We start from the raw sequence: 22,017 nt of genomic DNA, 5'->3' as shown, positions 1-22,017 counted from the left end.
TGGATATAAAATAATCCATTATGGATAAAATTCCGGGCACGCAGCTTTGCGGCACGCGGCATTCTTTGAGGCAGCCGCCGGAACTGGCGGGCCATGCTGACCGAACGGGAGGAGTTCGCCGGTATGGGACGAAACAGGGGAATATCTGGGAGGAGACCCGAAATGAAACTTAGCAATACTCTCGCTTCGGCCACCGCCGTTCTGGCACTGACGGCCGCCGGTGGTGTCGCCGCGGATACGATGAAGATCGGTATCACGCAGAACAACGTGGGTGTGGACAGCTATCAGACCACCTATGAAAAGGCCTTTATCGCGGCGGCGGAGGCCAATCCGGATATCGAAACAGTGGTGCTGGATGCCGGCGGTGATGTGGCGCGTCAGATCGCCCAGATGGAAGATCTGATCCAGCAAGAGGTCGATGCCATCATCATTTGGCCCACCAACGGTGAGGCGGTGATCCCGGCAGTACGCAAGGCGCATAACGCCGATATCCCGGTGATCGTGACCAATTCCAACATCGCGGAACAGGGATTTGATTTCGTCGCGTCTTTCTCTGGCCCGGACAATATCACCCAAGGGTCCCGTTCGGCAGAGATCATGTGCGACAAGTTCAAGGCAAGCGGCATCGAGGATGAGGCTCGCATCGTGCAGATTTCCGGTCAACCGGGCTACACCACGGCGATCGAACGCGCCAAGGGGTTTGAGGACCGTCTGCCGGAGGTTTGCCCCAACGTGACCCTGGTCGAGACACAGCCCGGTGACTGGAACCGTGAGAAATCACAAAAGGTGATGGAGGCCTTCCTCGTCAAATATGACGATATCGACGGTGTCTATTCCGGCGATGACAACATGGGCGTGGGCGCTCTGAATGCTGCCAAGGCGGCGGGGCGCGACGGTATCATCTTTGTGGGCGCCACCAACTTCTCGGTTGGGTATGAGGCGATGGAGCGGGGCGAATACTGGGGGTCGATCTACCAGTCTCCGGTCGATGACGCCGAAGCGGCCCTGCAGACTGCGGTTGATGTGCTCAGCGGCAAGGATGTGCCGTTCCTGAATTACTTCGATACGCCGAAGATCACCCAGGACAACATGGGCGAGTTCGACAAGCCGGTGTTCTGATCCCGGCTGCCATCGGGCGCGTGCCTGTGCGGCCTGCGCCCGATGCGCCATGCGAGACTTCACGACCACAACAGATTGGACATGAATCATGGGCCGTATGACCGGGCGTTCCTGTATTGTGACAGGCGCGGCGCAGGGGATCGGACGCGCCATTGGCGAGGCACTTCTGGATGAGGGCGCAGACGTCTGTTTTGCCGACATCAACGGCACCCTGGCCGCCAAGGTGGCAGAGGCAAACCAGCCCCGCGCGTCAGACCACGGCGGGCGGGTGACTTGGGCCGAAGTCGACGTGACCAACCGTCAGCAAGTGCGCGAGATGATCGCAAAGACCGTGGAGGCCTTTGGCAAGCTGGACGTGAAGTTCAACAACGCCGGTGTGAACCGGCCAATGAACTTTTTGGATGTGACCGAGGACAATTGGCATTTCATCATGAATGTCAACGGCTTGGGCTGCCTGATCGGAATGCAGGAGGCTGCCAAGCAGATGATCGCCCAAGGGACAGGCGGCAAGATCGTGAACACCGCCTCCATCGCCAGCCGTCAGGGTTTTGACAATGTGGCGCCCTACTGCGCCTCCAAATGGGGTGTGGTGGCGCTGGTTCAGTCCGGAGCGCGGGACCTGGCGAAGCATGACATCACCGTCACCGGCTTTGCCCCCGGCGTGGTGGCGACGGAAATGTGGGAGCAGGTGGATCAGGACCTGATGCAGATCGGCGCCGCGGATCGCCCCGGTCAGGCAATGGAAGAGTTTTCGGCCACCATCCTGCGTGGACGCGTGGCACGCCCCGAAGACATCACCGGGACAACGACATTCCTGGCATCAAAGGACAGCGACTACATGACTGGCCAGATCGTGATGATCGATGGCGGCATGACGCTGGTATGAGACAGAACCAGCGGGTGAGGGAGGAACAAATGCCGCCAACTGCGGAACACAAGGCAAGCCCGTCCGGCCGGACCGAGAGTTGGTTTGCCAGATTGAACATCACCGGTCTTCTTGCGCGGCAGGGCATCCTGGTGGCGTTCGTCATTTTCATGATCGGATTTACCGTCGCAAACGAGCGCTTTCTCGACCCGGACAACGTGATGGGGGTGATCCGCTCTTCGGCGATCCTTGGTGTCATGGCGCTTGGCGTGACGTTTGTGGTGATCAGCGGCAATCTCGACCTGTCTGTCGGGTCGATGATGTCCTTCTCCACCATCGTGGTACTGGACCTGCACGACAAGATCGGCCCGGCGTTGGCGATCCCGGCGATGTTCGCCATGACGCTTTGCCTTGGGGCGTTGATCGGGTTTCTTGTCGGCTATCTCAGGCTGAACTCCCTGATTGTGACCCTTGGCATGCTGTCGGCCATTCATGGCCTGACGCTGACCTACTCGGGCGGCAAGAACATGGACATCGCCGATAAGGAAGGCACGTGGTTCGGCGTGTTCGGGCAGGGGGATGCAATGGGCATACCGATCCCGATCCTGCTGTTCGTTCTGCTCGCCGCACTCCTCGGCGCGGTGCTGTCAAAGACGCCCTTTGGGCGCAAGGTCTATGCCGTGGGCGGCAATGGCGTGGCGGCGACCTTTTCCGGCATTCGGCGGGCGCGACTGGTGTTCTGCTGCTATCTGATCTCGTCCTTTTGCGTGGCAACGGCCGGGCTCATTCAGGCCAGTCGCTCGCTGGGCAGTCAGAACACCGTCGGGCAGGGGCTGGAGCTGGAGGTTCTGGCGGCGGTTATCCTTGGTGGAGCCTCCCTGATGGGGGGCGCGGGTACGATCTTCAAAACCGTGATCGGCGTGCTGATCCTCGGCTTCATCCAGAACGGTCTGCTGCTCGTTGGGTTGCAGTTCTACGTTCAATACGTCGTCACATGGATCATCATCATCCTTGCCGTCTGGCTCGACATTGCGGCCAAGCGGGGCAAGCTTTGGTCCCCCATCGCGTAACGGAGGTTTGCACATGGCACCTGGCACACTCAGTACTTTCCTGAAGCGTGGCGCGATCTGGGGGTTCATCCTGTTCGAGCTGGTCTTCTTCACCATCGCCGGGGAGTTCCTGTCGCTCAGCGACAAGGCCTTCATGGATCTGGACAACATGTTGTTGTTGTTCAAGCAATCCGCCCCCATCGGCATTATCGCCATGGGCATGACGATCATCATGATCAACGGCAATATCGACCTTTCGGTTGGGGCGATCTATGCCATCAGCGCGATTGTCCTGTTGGACAGTATGACATGGCCGATGTTTGCCGGGCTGGGCGACTGGGTGATCCCGCTGTCCTGGGCGCTGGCGCTTCTGACCGGGGCCATGCTGGGGGCGCTCAATGGTCTTATCGTGTGGAAAACCGGCGTGGATGCCTTCATCGTGACGCTTGGGTCGATGCTGGGCTATCGCGGTCTGGTGTTCATGTACAATGGCGAGCAGCCAACCTCGCATCTGAACTGGACGCTTGTGGATTTTGCCGAAGCGCAGTTCCTGGGACTGCACACCCCGACCTGGTTCCTGTTGGCGGCGACCGCAGCGATCTGGTTCCTGATGAACCGAACCGTGCATGGCCGCAACGCCTATGCGATCGGCAACAACCGTGAGGCAGCCGTCAATGCCGGGATCAGGGTTGGGCCGCATATGATGATAAACTTCGTGATCATCGGGTTTCTTGCCGCCCTGTCGGCAGTCGTCTTCTATTCCGAAAGCGGCTCTGTAAACCCCAACGATGGTGAGTTGTATGAGCTCTGGGTGATCACTGCGGTGGTGCTTGGCGGCACCAAGCTGACCGGCGGCGCGGGGTCGATCCTGTCCACTTTCGGTGGGGTGTTGGCGATCCAGCTGCTGCGCAAGGGGCTGGCCCATATCGGTGCTGACACGTCGACCGTGAACCTGGTGATCGGTTTGATCCTTGTGGCTGTCCTGTTTCTGGACCGTCAGTTGAACATCAAGGGCAAAGAGGAATTGAGACTATGAGCGAGCAAACTCCTGCGCTGCGCCTGGAAGGGATCGTAAAGACATTTCCGGGCGTGCGTGCCCTCGACAATGTGTCCTTCAGCGTGATGCCCGGAGAGGTGCACGCCCTGATGGGGGAAAATGGCGCTGGAAAATCCACCCTGATGAAGGTGCTCGGCGGCATTCACCAACCAGATGCCGGACAGATTATCGTCGGCGAACAGCCAGTGGTCATGGCGCTGCCCCTCGAAGCCAAGGCAAAGGGGATTGTGTTTATCCACCAGGAGCTGAGCCTCGCTGGCGAGCTGTCAGTGGCCGAGAATATCTATCTGGGAGAGCTGCCACGCAAGCGTCTGGGGTTGGTGGACTGGGCCACGCTCTACGCGCAGACGGACGCCATCCTTGAGCGCCTGAAGGTCGGCTTTGATGCGCGCACGCGTGTCGGCGACCTGTCGATTGCCAACCAGCAGATGGTGGAGATCGCTCGCGCGCTGACTGTAGATGCCAAGGCGGTGATTTTCGACGAGCCCACCGCCTCTCTCACCGATGCGGAGAAAGTGGTGCTCTTCGACGTGATCGCCAGCCTGCAGGCGCAGGGGGTTGGGATCATCTATATCTCTCACCGGATGGAGGAGATCTTCAAGATTACGGATCGCATCAGCGTGCTGCGGGATGGCCAGTTTCGCGGAACCCTCAAGACGGCTGAAACCACCGAAGAGGACGTCACCCAGCTGATGATCGGGCGCAAGCTGGACCTGTCGAGAGCCGCCAGCGATCATGAATTGGGCGACGTGGCATTAGAGGTGCGGGACCTCAGCTGCGGCAAGTTGTTCAATGATGCCAGTTTCACTGTGCGCTATGGCGAGGTGGTGGGGTTCTACGGTCTGATCGGGGCTGGCCGCACGGAGATCGCCGAAACGCTATTCGGTCTGCGGGATCCATCTGGCGGTCACATATTGCTCGACGGTCAGGAAACACGGATCCAATCGCCTGCCGATGCAATTTCCAAAGGGATATCTCTGGTGCCCGAGGATCGCAAGGAACAGGGGCTGGTGCTGGGCATGAACTGCCGCGACAACATGACATTGCCGCAGGTGGACGACCTTAAGGCCGGCCCTTTTGTTGCCGAAGGGGCAGAGATCGCGATCTTTGATCAATACCGCGACAAGCTTGATATCCGCACACCCGGATGGCGCCAGATTGTCGGCAACCTGTCAGGCGGCAACCAGCAGAAGATCGTGATTGGAAAGTGGCTGTCGATGCGTCCGAAGGTGCTGATCGTGGATGAGCCGACGCGCGGGATCGATGTTGGGTCCAAATCCGAGATTCACAATCTGATCCGAGAGCTGGCAGCACAAGGCTATGCGGTGATCGTGATCAGCTCGGAAATGCCCGAGGTGTTGCATGTTTCCGACCGGATCATCGCCATGTATGGCGGGCGGATCACCCGCACCTTTGGGGCAGATGAGGTCACCGAAGACAGCCTGATCCAGGCGATCTCGGGGATTTCGCACGCTGCGGAGCCGCAACCGCAGGCGAGTTGAGCGCTACGGGATCTCATCAGGCAAGGCTGGACGGATGCCCTCGCGTCCCTCTGGCCATCACGGGCCGCGCCCAGGTCGGCGCTGGCAACGATGCGATCTAAGGCTGGCCGCATGGCTTGTGTTCCAATGCGGCGCATTGGTGTTCTCGATCTGGCAACACAAGTGTCGCGAAAGTCGTCTTGTCTGCATCACCGATCTCAGTGCACAGTTGCTCTGACCAACAGCCGAGATCGTCATGCCCTCACATCCCCTTCAGGATCCCCTGTTGCCTGCCACGCGGACCTTGTTCGCGAATGAGCCCGCTTTGGTGCAGCTCTTCGGGTACGACCCGGAGCGCATCGAGACCCTGCCGGAGCTGATTGCGGCGGTGCTCGCTGCATGCCTGCCCGAGGGGGCGCCACGGGATCAACTGTGCGCCACTGCGATTGAGGTCCTGCACGATCAACCGCAGGTGCTCGACCTTATTCTGGATGATCTGCTTGCAACCACCGCGCGGGACGAGGCACCCGGCGGGGCGGCTCAGGTTCTGCATTTTGCCCATGGGTTTCACGCGTTGATGTCCTACCGCCTGACGCGCGCGCTTTGGCTGGCGGGGCGAGAGACGCTCGCCCTGGCAGTGAAAGGCCAGTTTTCGCGCGCGCTGAGTGTCGAGATCTGGCCCCAGGCACAGATCGGGCGGGGCGTCTGGCTCGATCACGGGCTGGGTATCGTCATCGGTCAGACAGCTGTCATCGAAGACGATGTTTGCCTGTGGCATGGGGTGACGCTGGGATCGAATTTTGTCGATATGGGCGAGGCTCGACACCCTATTCTGCGTCGTGGCGCGGTTGTAGGGGCAGGGGCGCTTGTGCTTGGCCCGGTGGAGGTCGGAGCGGGTGCAACGGTTGCAGCGGGCGCTATCGTGACGCGTAATGTCCCCGCCGGCCATCTGGTGACCGGGCCGCGCGGCACAGACCGTGGCGCGGGGCGGTTTGGCGGGTTTGCGGCGCTCAAGGATATAAAGCGGGGGATGCGATGACTGGACTTGGAATAGATCACCCGCTGGTGTGCGTGCACGACATTGTTCAGGCGCGCGAGACCTATCGGTCGCTTGGGTTCCTGATGAAGCCACCGGGCCAGCACCCCTGGGGCACGTCCACCGCATTGGTGATCTTTCGCAATCAGCTATTGGAGCTGGTCGGGGTGCAGGATGAAGCCCTGTTGGACAGCTATCCGGCGGGCACGTTCTGTTTTGGCCGTCATATTCAGCAGTGGCTCTCAGATCGCGAAGGCGTGCCCCTCTCCGCGTTGCATTCAACAGATGCTGCTGCGGATGAGGCCGCTGTGGTCGGGCGCGGCGGAACCTGCGAGGGCACGGTCGAGTTCGGCCGGGATGTGCGGCGCGAGGACGGGACGGCGGATCGAACGAAGACCACGCTCAAGATCTTTACCCGCGAGGGGCTGCCCCGGTTGAGCATGTTTGCCTGCCAGCAGCATCGCCGGGATCTGATCGAGTTTCCCGAGTGGATGAACCACCCCAACAGCGCGTATGGCTTTGCGTCTGCCACCATCCTCGCCGAACCTGCGGATCAGCCCGCTGTGCGCGATTGGCTGTCGACCCTGCATGGCGCCACTGCGATGCGCGACACCGATTGGGGATTTGAAGTGACCACCGGCAATGGCAACTGGCGCGTGGTCAGTCGTGCGTCGGCGACCGCTGTATTCGGGCCCTTGCCTGATGATCTGGCGCCGGATGGGACGCCTTCGGTGATCTCGCTCGATATCAAATGCACCGCGCTTGCAAATCTGCGCCCGTTCCTTGCGGCGGGCGGTTTTGCCTACCGAGACATCGCTGAGACAGTGGTGCTGACCGAACCTGCGCGGTTGGGCGGCATCTTGCTGAGCTTTTGTGAAACACCCAAGACCTGAGAGACACTTATGTTCGACAACAGCCATATCGACGATGCCATTGCCTGGCGTCACGACCTGCATCGCCATCCCGAACTTGGATTTGAGGAACATCGCACCTCCGACATGATTGCCGGGCTGCTGACGGAGTGGGGTTGGCGGGTGCATCGTGGCCTCGCGGGCACTGGCGTCGTGGCGCAATTGGGGCAGGGCGCCCCTGTCATTGGCCTGCGGGCCGACATCGACGCGCTGCCGATGGACGAGGCAACAGGGCTGCCTTATGCCTCAGCCACGCCGGGCAAGATGCACGCCTGCGGACATGATGGGCACACCGCAATGCTGCTGCTTGCGGCGCGCCAGATCGCGCAGGAGGGCGTCACCACGGGGACGGTTACGCTGATTTTCCAGCCCGCCGAAGAGAATGACGGCGGCGCGCGGGTGATGGTCGAACAGGGCTTGTTTCGCGAGTTTCCGGTGGATCGGGTGTTCGGCATCCACAACTGGCCGGGCCTTGCGCCGGGGCGGATGGTCGCACGTGATGACAAGATGATGGCGGCCTTTGCGGTCTTTGAGATCGAAATTTCGGGGCGCGGCGGGCATGGCGCCATGCCTGAGCAGTCTGACGGGGTGATCGCGGCTGCGGCGGCCATGGCGGGTGCATTGCAGGAAATCCCGGCCCGTGCGCTGTCGCCGCTGGAACCGGGGGTGGTGTCGGTGACGCAGATCCACTCCGGTTCGGCCTGGAACGTATGTCCGGATCGGGCTGTCCTGCGCGGCACCGCGCGTTGGTTTGACGCAGCAGCCGGCGACATGATCGAAGAGCGTCTGCAATGTATCGCCAGGGCGAGCGCCGAAGCACAGGGATGTACGGCGCAGGTGGATTACCAACGGCGCTATCCCGCGACGATAAACGCCGCGCCCGAGGCCGCCACCGCGCGCGAGGTCGCGACTGGGATGGGGCTTGATACCACATTGGCCGCCCCCAGCATGGCGTCTGAGGATTTCGCCTTCATGCTGAACGAGGTGCCCGGCGCATATCTCTGGCTGGGGGCCGCGCGCGACGGCGAGAACCCGGGCCTGCATTCGGCAAAGTTTGATTTCAACGATGCCGTGCTACCGGTCGGAGCCGAATACTGGGTGCGATTGGCCCGTCACTGCCTGGCCGCGTGATGGATGCGTTTGAGACGAAGTTCCTGCGCGAGTTTCTCGTGGTCGCGCATGAAGGTTCGATCCGGCGCGCGGCGGAGCGGCTCAATGTCGTCCCCTCCGCCATCTCGCGCAAGATCGCAGAAGCCGAAGCGCGGTTGGGTGTGCCCCTGTTCGAGCGCAGCTCCAAGGGGGTGAAACTCACCGAAGCCGGGGAGTTGATGCGAGAGCATGCGCAGCATGTGCGGGATGAACAAACCTACCTTCTGGATCAGATCGGCCACTACCAGGACGGGCGTAGCCAGATCGTGCGGATTGCCACCGGTGAGGGGTTCGCGTCGGATCTGATGGAGAACGGATTGCTCGCATTGACGCGAGACCATCCGCATTTGCGCTTTATCATCGACCACGCCGGAACGGATGAGTTGCAGCGCCGGGTGATCGAGGGGCAGTGCGATATCGGCATCGCCTATAACCCGCTGATGACCGAGGCGACGAGGTCACTTGCCCATTCCCGGCAATCGCTCTGTGGACTTGTGCCCAGCCACTCGCCGCTTGCCGGGCGCAGCAGTGTGACCCTCGCCGAGATGCTGGAGCAGCCGGTGGCGATGCTGAATGCAGGCTATGCGATCCGGCATCTGGTGGGGCAGGCTGCCGCCGACCGTGGCCTTGCGTTGCGCGTGCAGGTTGAGACCGCGTCAATCTCGCTCCTGTTGCGCTATGTCTGTGCCGGGGTCGGGGTGAGTTTCCTGCCGCGCTTTTCTGCAACCAATCAGGCGGAGCGCGGAGATCTGGCGATCCTCGACATCGAAGAGACATCTTTGCAGCAGGTCAGCACACATCTCATGGTGCGCGCCCGGCGCCGCCTGCCGAAGTCTGTCGCTCTGGTCGCCAGTTTCCTGTCCGAGCATATGTTGGCATTCCGCGACTAGTGTTGCCCTGACAGCAACGCATCGTGCCCGAATGGACTACTTCCTGTGATCGCCGTGCTTGGGCTTTGTTCGGTCGAACAGCCCCGAATTGGGCGTCATTCGACGGGATAGAGCACAAGATGGCAGCGAAGAGCAGCAAGACGGCAGGCGTGATCGGACTGGGGGCGATGGGCTTTGGTATGGCCTCTAGCCTGGTGGAGGCAGGCTACGATGTGGTTGGCTATGATCCGGCCGAGGCGGCGTGCAAGCGGGCCGAGGACGCCGGTATCACAGCGGTTCCCTGCACCGATGCAGTGTTCTTTGCAGCCGATGTGATCGTGCTGTCGCTGCCGACGGCTCAGCATGTCGAGACGGTTGTTGCCGCGGCGGAAGAGACGGCCTTGCTGAGCAAAGGCGCTGCGCCAAAGGTTCTTATTGATACGTCCACATCCGAGGCTGCGGTCAGCCGGGAGCTATCTGCACGGCTTGCGGCCAAAGGGCATGGTTTCCTTGATGCACCGGTCAGCGGCGGTCCTGCTGGTGCGGCCTCTGGCCAGCTCTCGGTGATGCTGGGGGGGGACGCGCAATGGGTCGCCGTGGCGATGCCCGCCTTGGAGGCGATGGCCGCGAAGATCATCCATGTGGGGCCGAGCGGGGCGGGCAATGTCGCCAAGCTTGTGAACAACATGCTGGTCGCCAATCACATGGTGACCACCTTGGAAGCACTGCGTCTGGGCGAAGCCGCCGGAGTGGACGCGGAAGAGATGCTCAAGGTGATCAATTCAGCCACTGGACGCAGTGCCATCTCGGAAATTCATGTCCCGACATGGGTGCTGCCCAGGAGTTTCGACAGCGGGTTTTCGACGGGGTTGATGCGCAAGGATCTGCGCTTGGCACGCGAACTGGCCGCCGAGGCCGGCGTTGCTACCCCAATCGCGGATCTCGCCGCAGCCCTATGGGCACAAGAGAATTCCGATCTGAGTGATGCGGATGATTTCATGCTGATGGGCGACCCAAAAGTGGATCGTCTGAGCCGGAAGGAGAAAGACTGATGACCGACGCTGTTGTTGATACCGCGCGCCGTGTCGCGCAACTGCTGACCGAACTGACGGGCTCTGCGGATGTGCAATCCTATGTGGGTGGCGAACTGGTGCCAGGCACCGGCGCTGACCTGGAGCTGACAGATCCCGCAACCGGGCAGGTTTTTGCACGTTACCGTGATGCCGGGGCCGAGGTCGTGGGTCGGGCTGCCACCGCGGCGAAGGCGGCGCAGAAGGAGTGGTACGCAAAGACCGCTTCGGAACGTGGCCGGATCCTGTTCGAGATTGGACGCCAGATCCGCGCCCATGCGGTTTTGTTGTCGGAGCTGGAGGCGCTCTCATCCGGGCGCCCGATCCGTGACACCGGCGGCGAACCGGCACGTATGGCGGAGATGTTCGAATATTATGCGGGCTGGTGTGACAAGATCACGGGCGACGTGATCCCGGTGCCCTCGACCCATTTGAACTACACGCGTCAGGAACCGCTTGGTGTGGTTGCCCAGATCACCCCCTGGAACGCGCCGCTGTTCACATGCTGCTGGCAGGTTGCGCCCGCGATCTGTGCTGGCAATGGCGTGGTGATCAAACCCTCGGAGCTGACACCGCTGACCTCGATCGTCGTTGGAATCCTGTGTGAAAAGGCCGGTGTGCCAAAGGGGCTGGTGAACGTGATCGCAGGCAACGGGCCAGGGTCCGGGCAGGCGATGATCGACAACCCGGAAACCGCATTGGTGGTGTTTGTGGGTTCGGCAGAGGCTGGCAGCCAGATCGCCGGAGCGGCAGCCAGACGGCTCATTCCGTCGGTGTTGGAACTGGGCGGGAAATCCGCAAACATCGTCTTTGGCGATGCTGACATCGACCGTGCGGTGGTCGGCGCGCAGGCCGCGATCTTTGCGTCATGCGGACAAAGCTGCGTTGCGGGATCGCGCCTTCTGGTGCATCGCTCGGTACAGGCCGAAGTGGTCGACAAGCTGGCCACGGCTGCTACGCGCATTCCGGTGGGCGTTCCGATGGACCCGCTCACCCAGGTTGGCCCCGTCAACAATCTGCGCCAATGGTCAAAGGTCGACAGCATGGTGCAGGAGGCGGTGGCGCAGGGCGCGCAGATCGCCAGCGGCGGTGCCAAACCCGAAGCGCTGGCGCAGAGCGGTGGATATTTTTACGCCCCAACCGTGCTGGATGCCGTCACCCCGTCGATGACCATCGCCAGCGAAGAGGTGTTCGGACCCGTGGTTTCCGTGCTGCCCTTCGACGACGAGGAAGAGGCGATCACCCTTGCCAATGCCACGCCCTACGGGCTTGCCGGGGCCGTCTGGACCCGTGATGTCGGACGCGCACATCGGGTGGCGGCAGAGGTCCGGGCCGGAACATTCTGGATCAACAGCTACAAGACGATCAACGTCATGTCGCCGTTTGGTGGTTTTGGCCGCTCCGGCTACGGCCGGTCGTCGGGGCGCGAGGCCTTGGCAGCCTACACGCAGACCAAATCGGTTTGGGTCGAAACGGCCGAAAATCCCGTGCAGGGGTTCGGCTACGCACCGGGCTGAGATCTACGGAATGGGGGCGGTGAGCACATTGGTCCCATTGCAAATCCCAATCGCCCTCGTCAGAAGGGCGCAAATGGAACCAACGGAAGGTAAAATCCATGCATATCAAGGACATCCTGTTTGACTGGCGGCTGCATCTGAGCGCCGTGGTCATCACCGTGATCGCCGAGGCGATCGGGGTTATCAAGGTGCCGATCGGGATCGGTGCGATCTTGTTGTTGCCGCTGCTTTATGCGTTTGTTCTGGGCCTGTTGATCAACCCCAATGTTGTGCGCAGCGCCAAAGTGTGGATCAAGGACCGGGACGTGAGTGCCGCTTCACCGATGATCGTCATCGCGATCATGCCCTTTATCGCAAAGTTTGGCACAATCATCGGCCCATCGATGTCGACCATCATCGACGCAGGCCCGGCGCTGATCCTGCAAGAGCTTGGCAATCTGGCGACCGTGGTGCTGGCCTTTCCTGTTGCGGTGCTTGTGCTGGGCATGGGGCGCGAGTCCATCGGCGCGTGTTTCTCCGTTGCGCGGGAGCCCAACATTGCAATCATCGCGGATAAATATGGCCTGAAGAGCCAGGAAGGTGCGGGCGTCATGGGCGTCTATGTCATCGGCACGCTCTTTGGCACGTTCATCTTTGCGATTCTGGCGTCGATCCTTGCGACGACCGGAATGTTCTCGATCGACGCACTGGCGATGGCATGTGGTATCGGCTCCGGGTCCATGATGGCCGCATGTTCTGGCGCCTTGGTGAGCGCGGTGCCCGAAATGAAGGATCAGATCCTTGCACTGGCCGGCGCCAGCAACGTGCTGACCTATGCAACAGGCATGTATCTGTGCGTCTTCGTGGCGCTTCCGGTGACGGAGAAACTCTATGACTGGCTGGGCCGCAAGGACGCACCGGCCTCGGCGGCAGGAGAATAATCATGAGCGATACGCAATCCTTCGAAGACCCAACCACCGAGGCAAAGCTGGGGCTGGGCACGCATGCGGCAGCTTTGATCGTCGTCAGCATTGTCGCGCTGGTCGGCAACACGGTGGCGACCGAGAACACCGTTCCGCAGGGGCTGCTCGGGCTGATCGTCCTCTGGGTGATCTGCATGGTCGGGCTGCTGCTGACCGAGTTTGTCCCGTTCAAACTGCCCTCCGTGGCGTGGATATCGCTCGTCGGTATCGTCGCCACCTTGCCCTGGACGCCGGGCAGCGCCTGGGTGCTGGACAAAGTCGGTCACGTGAACTTCCTGACCCTTGCAACGCCCTGTCTCGCCTACGCCGGTATCGCCATCGCCAAGCGCGAGATCGAGATCGCCAAGACATCGGGCTGGAAGATCGCCGTGGTTGCAGTGCTGGTCATGACCGGTACCTACGTCGGGTCCGCCATCGTGGCACAGATGTTCCTGTAAGAGGCAGCGCACAGCAAATGCTCTGAGCCAGATAGCTCCGTCCGACCTGATCGGGCGGAGCTTTTCGTTTTCAAAACGCGCTCACGGCTTTTGGGGGATGCTGTCATCTGCGGCCCGCGCCCGAGGGTCCCAAAGCCAGCACACACCGGCACGGGGAGAGAGGCTCTGAGGGAGCGCAAACTGAGGCCCATCAGAGAGGCAAAGAGCAGAGTGTAAAAAAGCCGCCATCCGGTGTCCGGTGGCGGCTTTCTTGGTTCAGAAATCCCAGTCTTCGTCCTCGGTCGCCTCGGCCTTGCCAATCACGTAGCTGGAGCCCGAGCCGGAGAAGAAGTCGTGGTTCTCGTCCGAGCCCGGAGACAGGGCCGCCATGATCGCGGGGTTCACGCGGCAGCTCTCATCGGGAAACAACGCCTCGAATCCGAGGTTCTGCAGCGCCTTGTTTGCATTGTAATGGAGGAAGTTCTTCACGTCCTCGGTCAGCCCCAACCCGTCATACAGCTGCTCGGTGTAGCGCGCTTCAATGTCATAAAGATCGAACAGCAGCGCGAAGGCGAAGTCCTTGATTTCCTTGCGCTCTGCCTCGCTCACCCGCTCCAGCCCGCGCTGGAACTTGTAGCCGATGTAATAGCCGTGGATCGCTTCGTCGCGAATGATCAGGCGGATCAGGTCCGCGGTATTGGTCAGACGCGCGCGGCTGGACCAGTGCATCGGCAGATAGAAGCCCGAATAGAACAGGAAACTCTCCAGGAACACGCTGGCGACCTTCTTGCGCAGCGGCGAGGCGGTGGCGTCATATTCATCAAGGATCAGCCGCGACTTGGCCTGCAGGTGCTCGTTCTCAGCCGACCAGCGGAAGGCTTCATCGACTTCTGTGGTCTGGCACAGGGTGGAAAACACAGAGGAGTAAGAGCGCGCATGCACCGCTTCCATGAAAGCGATGTTGCTCAGGACTGATTCCTCATGCGGAGTGATTGCATCCTGCATCAGGGTTGGCGCGCCAACCGCGTTCTGGATGGTGTCCAACAGGGTCAGGCCGGTGAAAACCCGGATGGTCAGGGTCTGCTCATCCGGGGTCAGCTGCGACCAGGACTGAATGTCATTGGACAGCGGCACCTTCTCCGGCAGCCAGAAGTTCACTGTCAGGCGGTTCCAGATCTCCAGATCCTTGTCGTCCTGCAGACGGTTCCAGTTGATCGCCTTGGGCACGGCACGGGGTTGGGTCATGTCTTTCATATACTCGATCTCAGCAGCTAGGGGCCGCGCCCCTTCATCTTTTTGAAAATACCTCGGGGGAGGCCACGCATGTGGCCGGGGGCAGAGCCCCCAATCCCAACCTCAGGTTACAGCGAACAGGACACGCAGCCCTCGACCTCGGTGCCTTCCAGCGCCTGCTGGCGCAGACGGATGTAGTAGATCGTCTTGATCCCTTTCTTCCACGCATAGATCTGCGCGCGGTTGATGTCTCGGGTCGAGGCTTCCGCGGGGAAGAACAGGGTCAGCGACAGCCCCTGATCGACGTGCTGCGTTGCCGCCGCATAGGTGTCGATGATCGCCTCGGGGCCGATGTCATAGGCATCGCGGTAATACTCAAGGTTCTCGTTGGTCATATAGGGCGCGGGATAGTAGACGCGGCCGATCTTGCCTTCCTTGCGGATCTCGATCTTGGCGGTGATCGGGTGGATCGAGGAGGTGGCATAGTTGATATAGCTGATCGACCCGGTGGGCGGCACCGCCTGCAGGTTGCGGTTGTAGAGCCCGTGCTCCTTCACCTTGTCGCACAGGACGGACCAGTCCTCGCGGCTCGGCACATTGATGCCGGCGCCCTCGAACAGTTCGCGCACGCGGTCGGTCTCCGGCAGCCAGTCCCGGTCGACGTATTTGGCAAAGAAGCTGCCATCGGCATAGGTCGAGTCCTCAAAGCCCTTGAACCGTGTGCCTTTTTCTTGCGCCAGCGCGTTGGAGGCACTGAGCGCGTGAAACAACACGGTGCAGAAGTAGATATTGGTGAAGTCGATACCCTCAGCCGAGCCGTAATGGATGCGCTCGCGGGCGAGGTAGCCATGCAGGTTCATCTGGCCAAGACCGATGGCATGGCCTTCGTCATTGCCCTTGCGGATCGAGGGAACACTATCGATGGCGGACATTTCCGACACCGCATTCAATGCCCGGATCGCGGTGCCCACGGTGCCCGCCAGATCGCCGCCATCCATGGCGCGGGCGATGTTCATGGAGCCGAGATTGCAGGAAATATCGGTGCCCATCTGCGCGTAGGAGAGGTCATCCGTGAACTCGGACGCGGTGTTCACTTGCAGGATCTCGGAGCAGAGGTTGGACATCGAAATCCGACCGGCGATCGGGTTGGCCGAATTCACCGTGTCCTCAAACATGATGTAGGGGTAGCCGGATTCGAACTGGATCTCGGCAATGGTCTGGAAGAAGGCGCGGGCGTTGATCTTCTTCTTGCGGATCTGCGGGTTGTCCACCATCTCGTGATATTTCTCGGTGACCGAGATTTCCGAGAAGGCTTTGCCATACACCTTTTCCACGTCGTGGGGCGAGAACAGATACATGTCCTCGTTCTTCTTGGCGAGCTGGAAGGTGATGTCGGGAATGACCACGCCAAGGCTCAGTGTCTTGATGCGGATCTTCTCATCGGCGTTCTCGCGCTTGGTGTCGAGGAAGCGCAGGATGTCCGGGTGGTGGGCGTTCAGATAGACCGCGCCTGCGCCCTGACGTGCGCCCAGCTGGTTGGCGTAGGAGAAACTGTCTTCCAGCAGTTTCATCACCGGGATCACCCCGGAAGACTGGTTCTCGATCCCCTTGATCGGGGCGCCATGCTCGCGAATGTTGGTCAGCATCAGGGCCACGCCACCGCCGCGTTTGCTGAGCTGCAGGGCGGAGTTGATGCCGCGCCCGATGCTTTCCATGTTGTCTTCCAGCCGCAACAGGAAGCAGGAGACGAACTCGCCCCGCGCCGTCTTGCCGGCATTCAGAAAGGTCGGCGTGGCAGGCTGGAACCGGCCGTCGATGATCTCGCCCATCAGCTGCATCGCCAGCGCAGCATCACCGCGCGCCAGCGTCAGCGCGTTCATCACCACCCGGTCTTCGTAGCGCTCCAGATAGCGCTGCCCGTCACGGGTCTTCAACGTGTAGGAGGTGTAGTATTTGAACGCCCCCAGAAAGCTCGGGAACCGGAATTTCTTGGCAAAGGCCGCGTCCCAGATCTGGTGGAGGAAACTGCGCTCGTATTGATCGAGCACAGCCGCTTCATAGAAGCCTTCCTTGACCAGATAGGACAGCTTTTCCTCCAGCGAATGAAAGAAAACGGTGTTCTGGTTCACATGCTGCAGGAAATATTGCCGTGCCGCCATGCGGTCGGCGTCAAACTGGATCTTCCCCTCATCATCATAGAGGTTCAGCATCGCGTTCAGGGCATGATAGTCGAGATCGGCGGTTACGCTTGCGTCAAGCATGTCTGGCTCTCCTGTGCTGCCCAGAACCGGGCAAGGCCCGCGCGGATGCGGGTAATGTCTGTTTCGGTTCCCGCCAGTTCAAAGCGGTAGAGAACGGGGACGCTGCACTTGCGTGCGATGACCTCACCGGCAAGGGCAAAGGTCGCACCAAAGTTGCGGTTGCCTCCCGCGATCACGCCCCGCAGGAAGGCGCGATTGCGTGTGTTGTTCAAAAGCCGAATGACCGGCTTGGGCACTGCGCCGCGCCCTTCGCCGTCGGCGAAGGTCGGAGACACCAGTACAAAAGGCGCGTCCAGCTCAGGCGGCGGCCCTGCCTGCGGCAGCCGCAGAGCCTCCAGCCCGAGGCGCTCCACCAATCGGGCCGTGTTGCCCGATCGTGAAGAGAAAAAGACGAGCCCGGCCATCCGATCAGCGCCGGATCAGGCCAGACGGCCGATCAGGTCGGGGCGAAACCCGGCCCAGTGCTCTTGGCCAGCGACAACCACAGGGGCCTGACGGTAACCAAGGCCCTGTACCATTTCCATTGCGGCAGCATCTTCGGTCAGATCGATCACGTCGAAAGAAATCCCCTTCGCCTCGAGTGCGCGGGTGGTGGCGGTGCATTGCACACAGGCGGGTTTGGAATAGACGGTGATGCTCATCGGCAAAGGGTCCCTCAGGTTTTGTCTGCTTGGACGAAAGGGGACACGGAACCCGGCGCCGAAACAGCACCGTGTCACGCGTCCGGGCCCTCCGCCGCGGTCGTCGTTGTCTGCTTTGGCAGGTCTCCTGGCTTCACGGCTCAAATGCCCAATCCCGCCTTCCCAATGCGTAGTGCGCATCAGTGGCCCAGGGTGGACTTGCCGCTTACAGTTGCGGGGGCAGCGTCGGTTTTTCACCGATTTCCCTCATTGCTTGCGAGTCGCCTCACAAGAACCAAAGCAACACGATATTGATGCAGATCCAGCAAATGGTCAATATATGGTGTATGGTTTCTTCAGGGAAGTTTTCCACAGAGGCATGTGGATAGCTGCGCGCTAGTCTTCTTGGTGCCGGTTTTGATCGTGTTGCGGGCGGCCGTCGAGCGCAGGAAGCCAGCTTTCACGCCGCTGCACCCAGAGTTCATACTCTGGCGCAAACATGTCCGGCTTATCCAAGGCGCCCAGATGCACTTCTATCTCATCGCCGCTTTTGGCAAAAACGGAGGATCCACATGTAGGGCAGAAGTACCGCTCCTGATAGTGGCGCAGATCACCGCTGACGGTCACGTTTTGCTGCAAAAATACTGCGGCGCAGTAAAAGACCGCACCGTGATGCTTGCGGCAGTCGAGACAGTGGCACATGCCAACGCGCAACGGCGGTCCGACTGCTGTGATCTGGACACTTCCACACAGGCAGCCCCCTGTCACCGTCGTCATCTTGCGCCTCCACATCTCGCGTCCACAAAAGTTTAGCATGTCGCGTCGGTGCGATGAAAGGCTCTCATGGTGACAGGTTCGCTGGCGGCGGGCCGACGGGCCGGGCGGTGTTCCGTCCGGGAAAGCTCGGAGAATGTCATTTATTGTGCCGCCAGTACATCAGACCGACGCTATCTGCGCCGTCGCACCTTGGCAGGGGCCGTAGGCAATCCCCTCCGGCGTTCTTGTCTCTTTGCCGACGGCATCCCTCATCGCGAGGGTCTGGGCGCTGGCAGGGATGCAGGCGGATGTCGTCATGCCCAAGGCTGCGCAATTCAGCGCATTTGAACCTCCGGAAGACCTCCATGTTCAATTTTGGTTTAGAGAAACTCGGTACTAGGATATGCTCGGTTAGATGTTGCCCCCGGCATACTGCGGTAGGTGCTCTCCTGCACAAAGGGACAAACGCGTGAAACGACTGCAAGTGAACGAACTCTATGCCATATTGGATGCTATAGGCATGGCGGTAATCGTTTTGGAAGTCGGTGACGACCAGATCCCCCGATATATAGCGATCAACAAACGGTCGCGGGAAATCGCACAGCTTCCCGAAAGCGGCTGGTTCGGGAAATCCGCTTTGGAGATATTTGGCGGCTCCACTGGTGCACGTGCCCTTGCAGTGCAGCAGAATGTGGTGCGGACGGCCAAGGCCACGACATATGAGATAAATTTGCCCGCCGTTCTGGGTACGCAGTATATTCGTAACACGATGACCCCGGTTTTTGACGAAGCGGGGAAGCTTACTCATCTGGTGGGGTCCGTCGAAGACATCACCTCTGAACGTGAACGCGATGTTGCTTTGGAACTAACGCGGATCGCCAAAGAGAAGGCGGAGCAAGCGAACAAGGCCAAGGAGAGATTTCTTGCCAATATGAGTCACGAAATCAGAACTCCAATGAATGGGATCCTGGGAATTTGTGAATTGCTGCAAGAAACAGATCTGGATCAGGAGCAGTCGCTCTTTGCGAATACAATTTTCAATTCTGCAAATGCGTTACTTAAGATCGTCAATGATGTTTTGGATTTTTCACAGATAAAATCTGAAAAAATCGAACTGCAGCCCGAATTGTTCTCACTTCGTAACTTAGTTGAAGACGTCGCAGTGCTCTTGTCGGCCAAGGCGGCATATAAGGGGTTGGACTTTCGGGTGAACTACCCCGAGGATGTGTCATCCATATTCTTCGGGGATGTCACCAAAGTTCGGCAAGTGTTGCTGAACCTGATAGGCAATGCGATCAAGTTCACCGATGAGGGATATGTTTCGATCACGATTTCCGAGACCCCGCAGGCACTGACATGCCCGCTTTGCGTTGAGGTTGCGGACACTGGATGCGGAATTGAAGAGCGCAAACTTCATAGCATATTCTCTGCCTTTGAGCAGGCGGATGGTTCGCCAAAAACGCGCGCGGAAGGCACGGGACTTGGGCTCGCGATTTCCAAAGCACTTGTCGAGCGCATGGGCGGCGATATCACGGTCAAATCGCAGTTTGGCGAAGGGTCTACCTTCACAGTTCGGCTTGATTTGACGCCTGGGTCTTTGAGTGACGACGGGGCTCTCGCGGAAGAGGAAGCGGCCTCACCCGCTCTGCTTGTAGCAAAGACAAACGCTGATCCGGTTGCCCTGGCAGAAGAGGCGCGGGAAGAGCTGCGCGGAATGAGGATACTCGTGGCTGAGGATAATAAGACAAATCAACTGGTCGTGGAGAAAATGTTGAGGGACTCCGGTGCGGACCTCCATTTTTCGGAAAATGGCGCCTTGGCATTCGAGGCCTATCTCGCTGGCCAATACGATTTGATACTGATGGACCTTTCAATGCCTGTCATGGGCGGCTTGGAAACCGTTCAAAAAATCAGACAGCATGAAGACGCAACCGGGCAAACGAAGAGCAAGATTATCGCTCTGACGGCAAACGCTCAGAAAAGCGATGTCAAAGCCTGTAGCGAGATTGGAATGAATGGCTTCTTGTCGAAGCCGTTTAGAAAGCACGAGTTGCTCGCCTGCCTTCATGCCTTGGCGCAAGATGCTACTCTGATGTCGTGAGTGTCAAAGAGGGGTTGGAGCCAGCGCGGCAGAGTATCCCCACGTCCGCCGCGCCTCGCTTGTTTGTCATTCGCACCATGAAGCTTGCGACAGACGCAAGCGACGCCGGATCCGCGTCGATCATCGTCCCCAAACGTTCGGGGTACATCTTGCCCCGTGATGTCGCGCGATTGCCGCAGGGACGGGACCGCGCGAGGATATAGACTGAGGTGTCTATACGGGCCTCAATGCGCTTTCCTGCGGGGCGGTAGGCTGATCGAAAACCAAATGCCAACGCGCTGTTCGGCGCTCCAAGCTCTGCCTCTGGGGCAGGGGCGGAGAAGATCTGCGGGTGGCTGAGGTGGCAGAATGCCCCGTGACGAGGGGCGCGCCTGAAGGCCGAGGGGGCGCAACATGTCAGGCGATGGTCTGTCAAATTTTAACGAATAGGCCAGCTCTCGAAAAGGCGCGAACTGCTTTGATTGTGGCAAAAGTGACAGATTCTCACCCATCAAGCCCTGATTTTATGAAGATATTACCCTCACATCAGGAGACAATCCGAGGGGATCGGCGCTGAATTCACTACAATTTGTTTTGAATTGCAGTACGTTAGGTTCAATTTGTCCAAATTGTTAACCTTTTCGCCTGTAATCGCTGGCATTTCTGCGATCCTTAACGCCATCTGACCTGAGGTGTTAAGGTATGTTAAGACTGACACAATCAATCCACGTTTTGGTCCAAGGCCAACAGGGGCCAGCCATATTCCAGCCGCACGCCTGAACGAGTGTGAAGAGGTGGGAAAATGGAGTGGAACAATGAGACTGATGCTTGCGATGCTCGCTGCATGCCTGTCTATCGGTGTGTCCGAATCTGCTATGGCAATCGAACGTCGGGCCAGCAGCCTGCCGGGATGGGAAGCCGTGGGGCGGCTGAATATAGCCGGTAAATACATGTGCACCGGTACACTTATTGCGTCAAACTTGGTGCTGACAGCGGCGCATTGCGTCTATGACGCACAGACCGGACGGCGGGTGAACCCGCGCGGCATCCGTTTTGAAGCCGGGCTTGATGGCACTCGGGTCAAGGCCGCGCGTTCGGTCAGCAAGGCGGTCGTGCACCCCGGTTATCGGTTCCGGGCTGGTGGAAATGCGCAACTGGGCAGTGATATCGCGGTTTTGCGGCTGTCCAACCCGATCAGTCGCAATGACATTCGCCCGTTCTCCATGTCCGCCCGTGCGGACCGCGGGGCAAACGTCGATGTCCTATCCTACAGCTACTCGAACGCCACACGGGCCAACAGAGAGCAGAACTGCCAAGTGCTGTCTCGTCGCACCCGAACCCTGGTGATGTCCTGCAAGGTCGATTTCGGCGCATCCGGCGCGCCGGTGCTGGAAATCCGACCGGGGCAGGCGCCCAAGATCGTGTCGGTCATTTCGTCCAAAGCAGCCATGGGGCACCGCCGGGTGTCGATCGGCACCGCTCTTGACCGCACGTTGCGGACAATGATGCAAAACGCGATCTGATCCTGCTCTCGGGTCCAACGCCACCACCGGATGCGATACGCCA

The 22,017-nt window shown here is 60.0% G+C and carries 20 protein-coding genes and 1 riboswitch; of the genes, 15 read left to right on the top strand and 5 right to left on the bottom strand.

Annotated features, from left to right (window positions below; genetic code table 11):
- Window positions 1–162 precede the first annotated feature (162 nt).
- From R0J92_RS16775 to R0J92_RS16715, 13 genes are all read left to right on the top strand, one after another.
- Window positions 163–1,119, top strand: a complete 957-nt coding sequence (locus R0J92_RS16775; protein ID WP_411052457.1) for a sugar ABC transporter substrate-binding protein — start codon at window positions 163–165, stop codon at window positions 1,117–1,119.
- Between the two features lie 88 nt (window positions 1,120–1,207).
- Complete coding sequence (locus R0J92_RS16770; RefSeq protein ID WP_411052456.1) at window positions 1,208–2,005, top strand: SDR family NAD(P)-dependent oxidoreductase; 798 nt, start codon at window positions 1,208–1,210, stop codon at window positions 2,003–2,005.
- Between the two features lie 149 nt (window positions 2,006–2,154).
- Entirely contained in the window at window positions 2,155–3,054 is a 900-nt protein-coding gene (locus tag R0J92_RS16765) for an ABC transporter permease (protein ID WP_317386925.1), read from the top strand.
- Between the two features lie 13 nt (window positions 3,055–3,067).
- Window positions 3,068–4,069 carry an ABC transporter permease gene (locus R0J92_RS16760; protein ID WP_106163168.1) on the top strand — a complete coding sequence of 334 codons (1,002 nt, stop codon included), beginning with the start codon at window positions 3,068–3,070 and terminating at the stop codon, window positions 4,067–4,069.
- On the top strand, window positions 4,066–5,592 hold the full coding sequence (locus R0J92_RS16755; protein ID WP_317385650.1) for a sugar ABC transporter ATP-binding protein: 1,527 nt from the start codon (window positions 4,066–4,068) through the stop codon (window positions 5,590–5,592). The genes R0J92_RS16760 and R0J92_RS16755 overlap by 4 nt, the downstream gene beginning before the upstream one ends.
- A 235-nt stretch (window positions 5,593–5,827) precedes the next feature.
- The gene (locus R0J92_RS16750) at window positions 5,828–6,610 is read left to right on the top strand and encodes a serine O-acetyltransferase (protein WP_411052455.1); all 783 of its coding nucleotides are present in this window, start codon (window positions 5,828–5,830) and stop codon (window positions 6,608–6,610) included.
- The gene (locus R0J92_RS16745; RefSeq protein WP_411052454.1) at window positions 6,607–7,500 is read left to right on the top strand and encodes a VOC family protein; all 894 of its coding nucleotides are present in this window, start codon (window positions 6,607–6,609) and stop codon (window positions 7,498–7,500) included. The genes R0J92_RS16750 and R0J92_RS16745 overlap by 4 nt, the downstream gene beginning before the upstream one ends.
- A 9-nt stretch (window positions 7,501–7,509) precedes the next feature.
- Window positions 7,510–8,649 carry a M20 aminoacylase family protein gene (locus tag R0J92_RS16740; RefSeq protein WP_411052453.1) on the top strand — a complete coding sequence of 380 codons (1,140 nt, stop codon included), beginning with the start codon at window positions 7,510–7,512 and terminating at the stop codon, window positions 8,647–8,649.
- Window positions 8,649–9,557 (top strand): LysR family transcriptional regulator, encoded by a 909-nt coding sequence (locus tag R0J92_RS16735; RefSeq protein ID WP_106163174.1) that lies wholly within the window; start codon window positions 8,649–8,651, stop codon window positions 9,555–9,557. The genes R0J92_RS16740 and R0J92_RS16735 overlap by 1 nt, the downstream gene beginning before the upstream one ends.
- 119 nt (window positions 9,558–9,676) lie before the next feature.
- Entirely contained in the window at window positions 9,677–10,588 is a 912-nt protein-coding gene (locus R0J92_RS16730; protein WP_411052452.1) for an NAD(P)-dependent oxidoreductase, read from the top strand.
- Entirely contained in the window at window positions 10,588–12,123 is a 1,536-nt protein-coding gene (locus R0J92_RS16725; protein WP_411052451.1) for an aldehyde dehydrogenase family protein, read from the top strand. Before R0J92_RS16730 ends, R0J92_RS16725 begins: the two co-directional genes overlap by 1 nt.
- 98 nt (window positions 12,124–12,221) lie before the next feature.
- Window positions 12,222–13,043: a DUF3100 domain-containing protein gene (locus R0J92_RS16720; protein WP_106163177.1), complete on the top strand. Its 822-nt coding sequence runs from the start codon at window positions 12,222–12,224 to the stop codon at window positions 13,041–13,043.
- 2 nt (window positions 13,044–13,045) lie between these two features.
- Window positions 13,046–13,522 (top strand): hypothetical protein, encoded by a 477-nt coding sequence (locus tag R0J92_RS16715; protein ID WP_106163178.1) that lies wholly within the window; start codon window positions 13,046–13,048, stop codon window positions 13,520–13,522.
- Window positions 13,523–13,777: 255 nt separating this feature from the next.
- Here the strand turns inward: R0J92_RS16715 and nrdF are convergent, their stop codons facing one another.
- From nrdF to R0J92_RS16690, 5 genes are all read right to left on the bottom strand, one after another.
- A complete protein-coding gene (nrdF, locus tag R0J92_RS16710) occupies window positions 13,778–14,755 on the bottom strand; it encodes a class 1b ribonucleoside-diphosphate reductase subunit beta (protein WP_317385657.1) in 978 nt (325 codons plus the stop codon).
- Window positions 14,756–14,862: 107 nt separating this feature from the next.
- Window positions 14,863–16,995 (bottom strand): class 1b ribonucleoside-diphosphate reductase subunit alpha, encoded by a 2,133-nt coding sequence (gene nrdE / locus R0J92_RS16705; RefSeq protein WP_411052450.1) that lies wholly within the window; start codon window positions 16,993–16,995, stop codon window positions 14,863–14,865.
- Window positions 16,977–17,399 (bottom strand): class Ib ribonucleoside-diphosphate reductase assembly flavoprotein NrdI, encoded by a 423-nt coding sequence (nrdI, locus tag R0J92_RS16700; protein WP_411052449.1) that lies wholly within the window; start codon window positions 17,397–17,399, stop codon window positions 16,977–16,979. Before nrdI ends, nrdE begins: the two co-directional genes overlap by 19 nt.
- Window positions 17,400–17,414: 15 nt before the next feature.
- Entirely contained in the window at window positions 17,415–17,636 is a 222-nt protein-coding gene (gene nrdH / locus R0J92_RS16695; protein ID WP_106163182.1) for a glutaredoxin-like protein NrdH, read from the bottom strand.
- A gap of 99 nt (window positions 17,637–17,735) precedes the next feature.
- Window positions 17,736–17,930, bottom strand: a riboswitch (cobalamin riboswitch).
- A gap of 81 nt (window positions 17,931–18,011) precedes the next feature.
- Entirely contained in the window at window positions 18,012–18,392 is a 381-nt protein-coding gene (locus R0J92_RS16690; RefSeq protein ID WP_411052448.1) for a GFA family protein, read from the bottom strand.
- Between the two features lie 448 nt (window positions 18,393–18,840).
- On the opposite strand from R0J92_RS16690, the gene R0J92_RS16685 reads away from it, so the two are divergent.
- Together R0J92_RS16685 and R0J92_RS16680 are read left to right on the top strand one after the other, a co-directional pair.
- Entirely contained in the window at window positions 18,841–20,472 is a 1,632-nt protein-coding gene (locus tag R0J92_RS16685) for an ATP-binding protein (protein WP_411052447.1), read from the top strand.
- 794 nt (window positions 20,473–21,266) lie between these two features.
- Window positions 21,267–21,974, top strand: a complete 708-nt coding sequence (locus R0J92_RS16680) for a trypsin-like serine peptidase (RefSeq protein ID WP_106163185.1) — start codon at window positions 21,267–21,269, stop codon at window positions 21,972–21,974.
- Window positions 21,975–22,017 lie beyond the last annotated feature (43 nt).

Origin of the sequence: Tritonibacter sp. SIMBA_163, from assembly GCF_046535935.1 — a bacterium.
Taxonomy (GTDB): Bacteria; Pseudomonadota; Alphaproteobacteria; order Rhodobacterales; family Rhodobacteraceae; genus Epibacterium; species Epibacterium scottomollicae.
The sequence above is the reverse complement of the archived record's forward strand: the minus strand, read 5'-3'. Positions and strand labels throughout refer to the sequence as shown.

What these genes read in the sequence shown, in the direction of transcription:
- nrdI (WP_411052449.1), bottom strand. Translation starts at nt 17,399, where the DNA reads ATGGCCGGGCTCGTCTTTTTCTCTTCACGATCGGGCAACACGGCCCGA.
- R0J92_RS16755 (WP_317385650.1), top strand. Translation starts at nt 4,066, where the DNA reads ATGAGCGAGCAAACTCCTGCGCTGCGCCTGGAAGGGATCGTAAAGACA.
- nrdH (WP_106163182.1), bottom strand. Translation starts at nt 17,636, where the DNA reads ATGAGCATCACCGTCTATTCCAAACCCGCCTGTGTGCAATGCACCGCC.
- R0J92_RS16740 (WP_411052453.1), top strand. Translation starts at nt 7,510, where the DNA reads ATGTTCGACAACAGCCATATCGACGATGCCATTGCCTGGCGTCACGAC.
- R0J92_RS16760 (WP_106163168.1), top strand. Translation starts at nt 3,068, where the DNA reads ATGGCACCTGGCACACTCAGTACTTTCCTGAAGCGTGGCGCGATCTGG.
- R0J92_RS16730 (WP_411052452.1), top strand. Translation starts at nt 9,677, where the DNA reads ATGGCAGCGAAGAGCAGCAAGACGGCAGGCGTGATCGGACTGGGGGCG.
- R0J92_RS16735 (WP_106163174.1), top strand. Translation starts at nt 8,649, where the DNA reads ATGGATGCGTTTGAGACGAAGTTCCTGCGCGAGTTTCTCGTGGTCGCG.
- nrdF (WP_317385657.1), bottom strand. Translation starts at nt 14,755, where the DNA reads ATGAAAGACATGACCCAACCCCGTGCCGTGCCCAAGGCGATCAACTGG.
- R0J92_RS16680 (WP_106163185.1), top strand. Translation starts at nt 21,267, where the DNA reads ATGAGACTGATGCTTGCGATGCTCGCTGCATGCCTGTCTATCGGTGTG.
- R0J92_RS16765 (WP_317386925.1), top strand. Translation starts at nt 2,155, where the DNA reads ATGATCGGATTTACCGTCGCAAACGAGCGCTTTCTCGACCCGGACAAC.
- nrdE (WP_411052450.1), bottom strand. Translation starts at nt 16,995, where the DNA reads ATGCTTGACGCAAGCGTAACCGCCGATCTCGACTATCATGCCCTGAAC.
- R0J92_RS16715 (WP_106163178.1), top strand. Translation starts at nt 13,046, where the DNA reads ATGAGCGATACGCAATCCTTCGAAGACCCAACCACCGAGGCAAAGCTG.
- R0J92_RS16750 (WP_411052455.1), top strand. Translation starts at nt 5,828, where the DNA reads ATGCCCTCACATCCCCTTCAGGATCCCCTGTTGCCTGCCACGCGGACC.
- R0J92_RS16775 (WP_411052457.1), top strand. Translation starts at nt 163, where the DNA reads ATGAAACTTAGCAATACTCTCGCTTCGGCCACCGCCGTTCTGGCACTG.
- R0J92_RS16770 (WP_411052456.1), top strand. Translation starts at nt 1,208, where the DNA reads ATGGGCCGTATGACCGGGCGTTCCTGTATTGTGACAGGCGCGGCGCAG.
- R0J92_RS16745 (WP_411052454.1), top strand. Translation starts at nt 6,607, where the DNA reads ATGACTGGACTTGGAATAGATCACCCGCTGGTGTGCGTGCACGACATT.
- R0J92_RS16720 (WP_106163177.1), top strand. Translation starts at nt 12,222, where the DNA reads ATGCATATCAAGGACATCCTGTTTGACTGGCGGCTGCATCTGAGCGCC.
- R0J92_RS16690 (WP_411052448.1), bottom strand. Translation starts at nt 18,392, where the DNA reads ATGACGACGGTGACAGGGGGCTGCCTGTGTGGAAGTGTCCAGATCACA.
- R0J92_RS16725 (WP_411052451.1), top strand. Translation starts at nt 10,588, where the DNA reads ATGACCGACGCTGTTGTTGATACCGCGCGCCGTGTCGCGCAACTGCTG.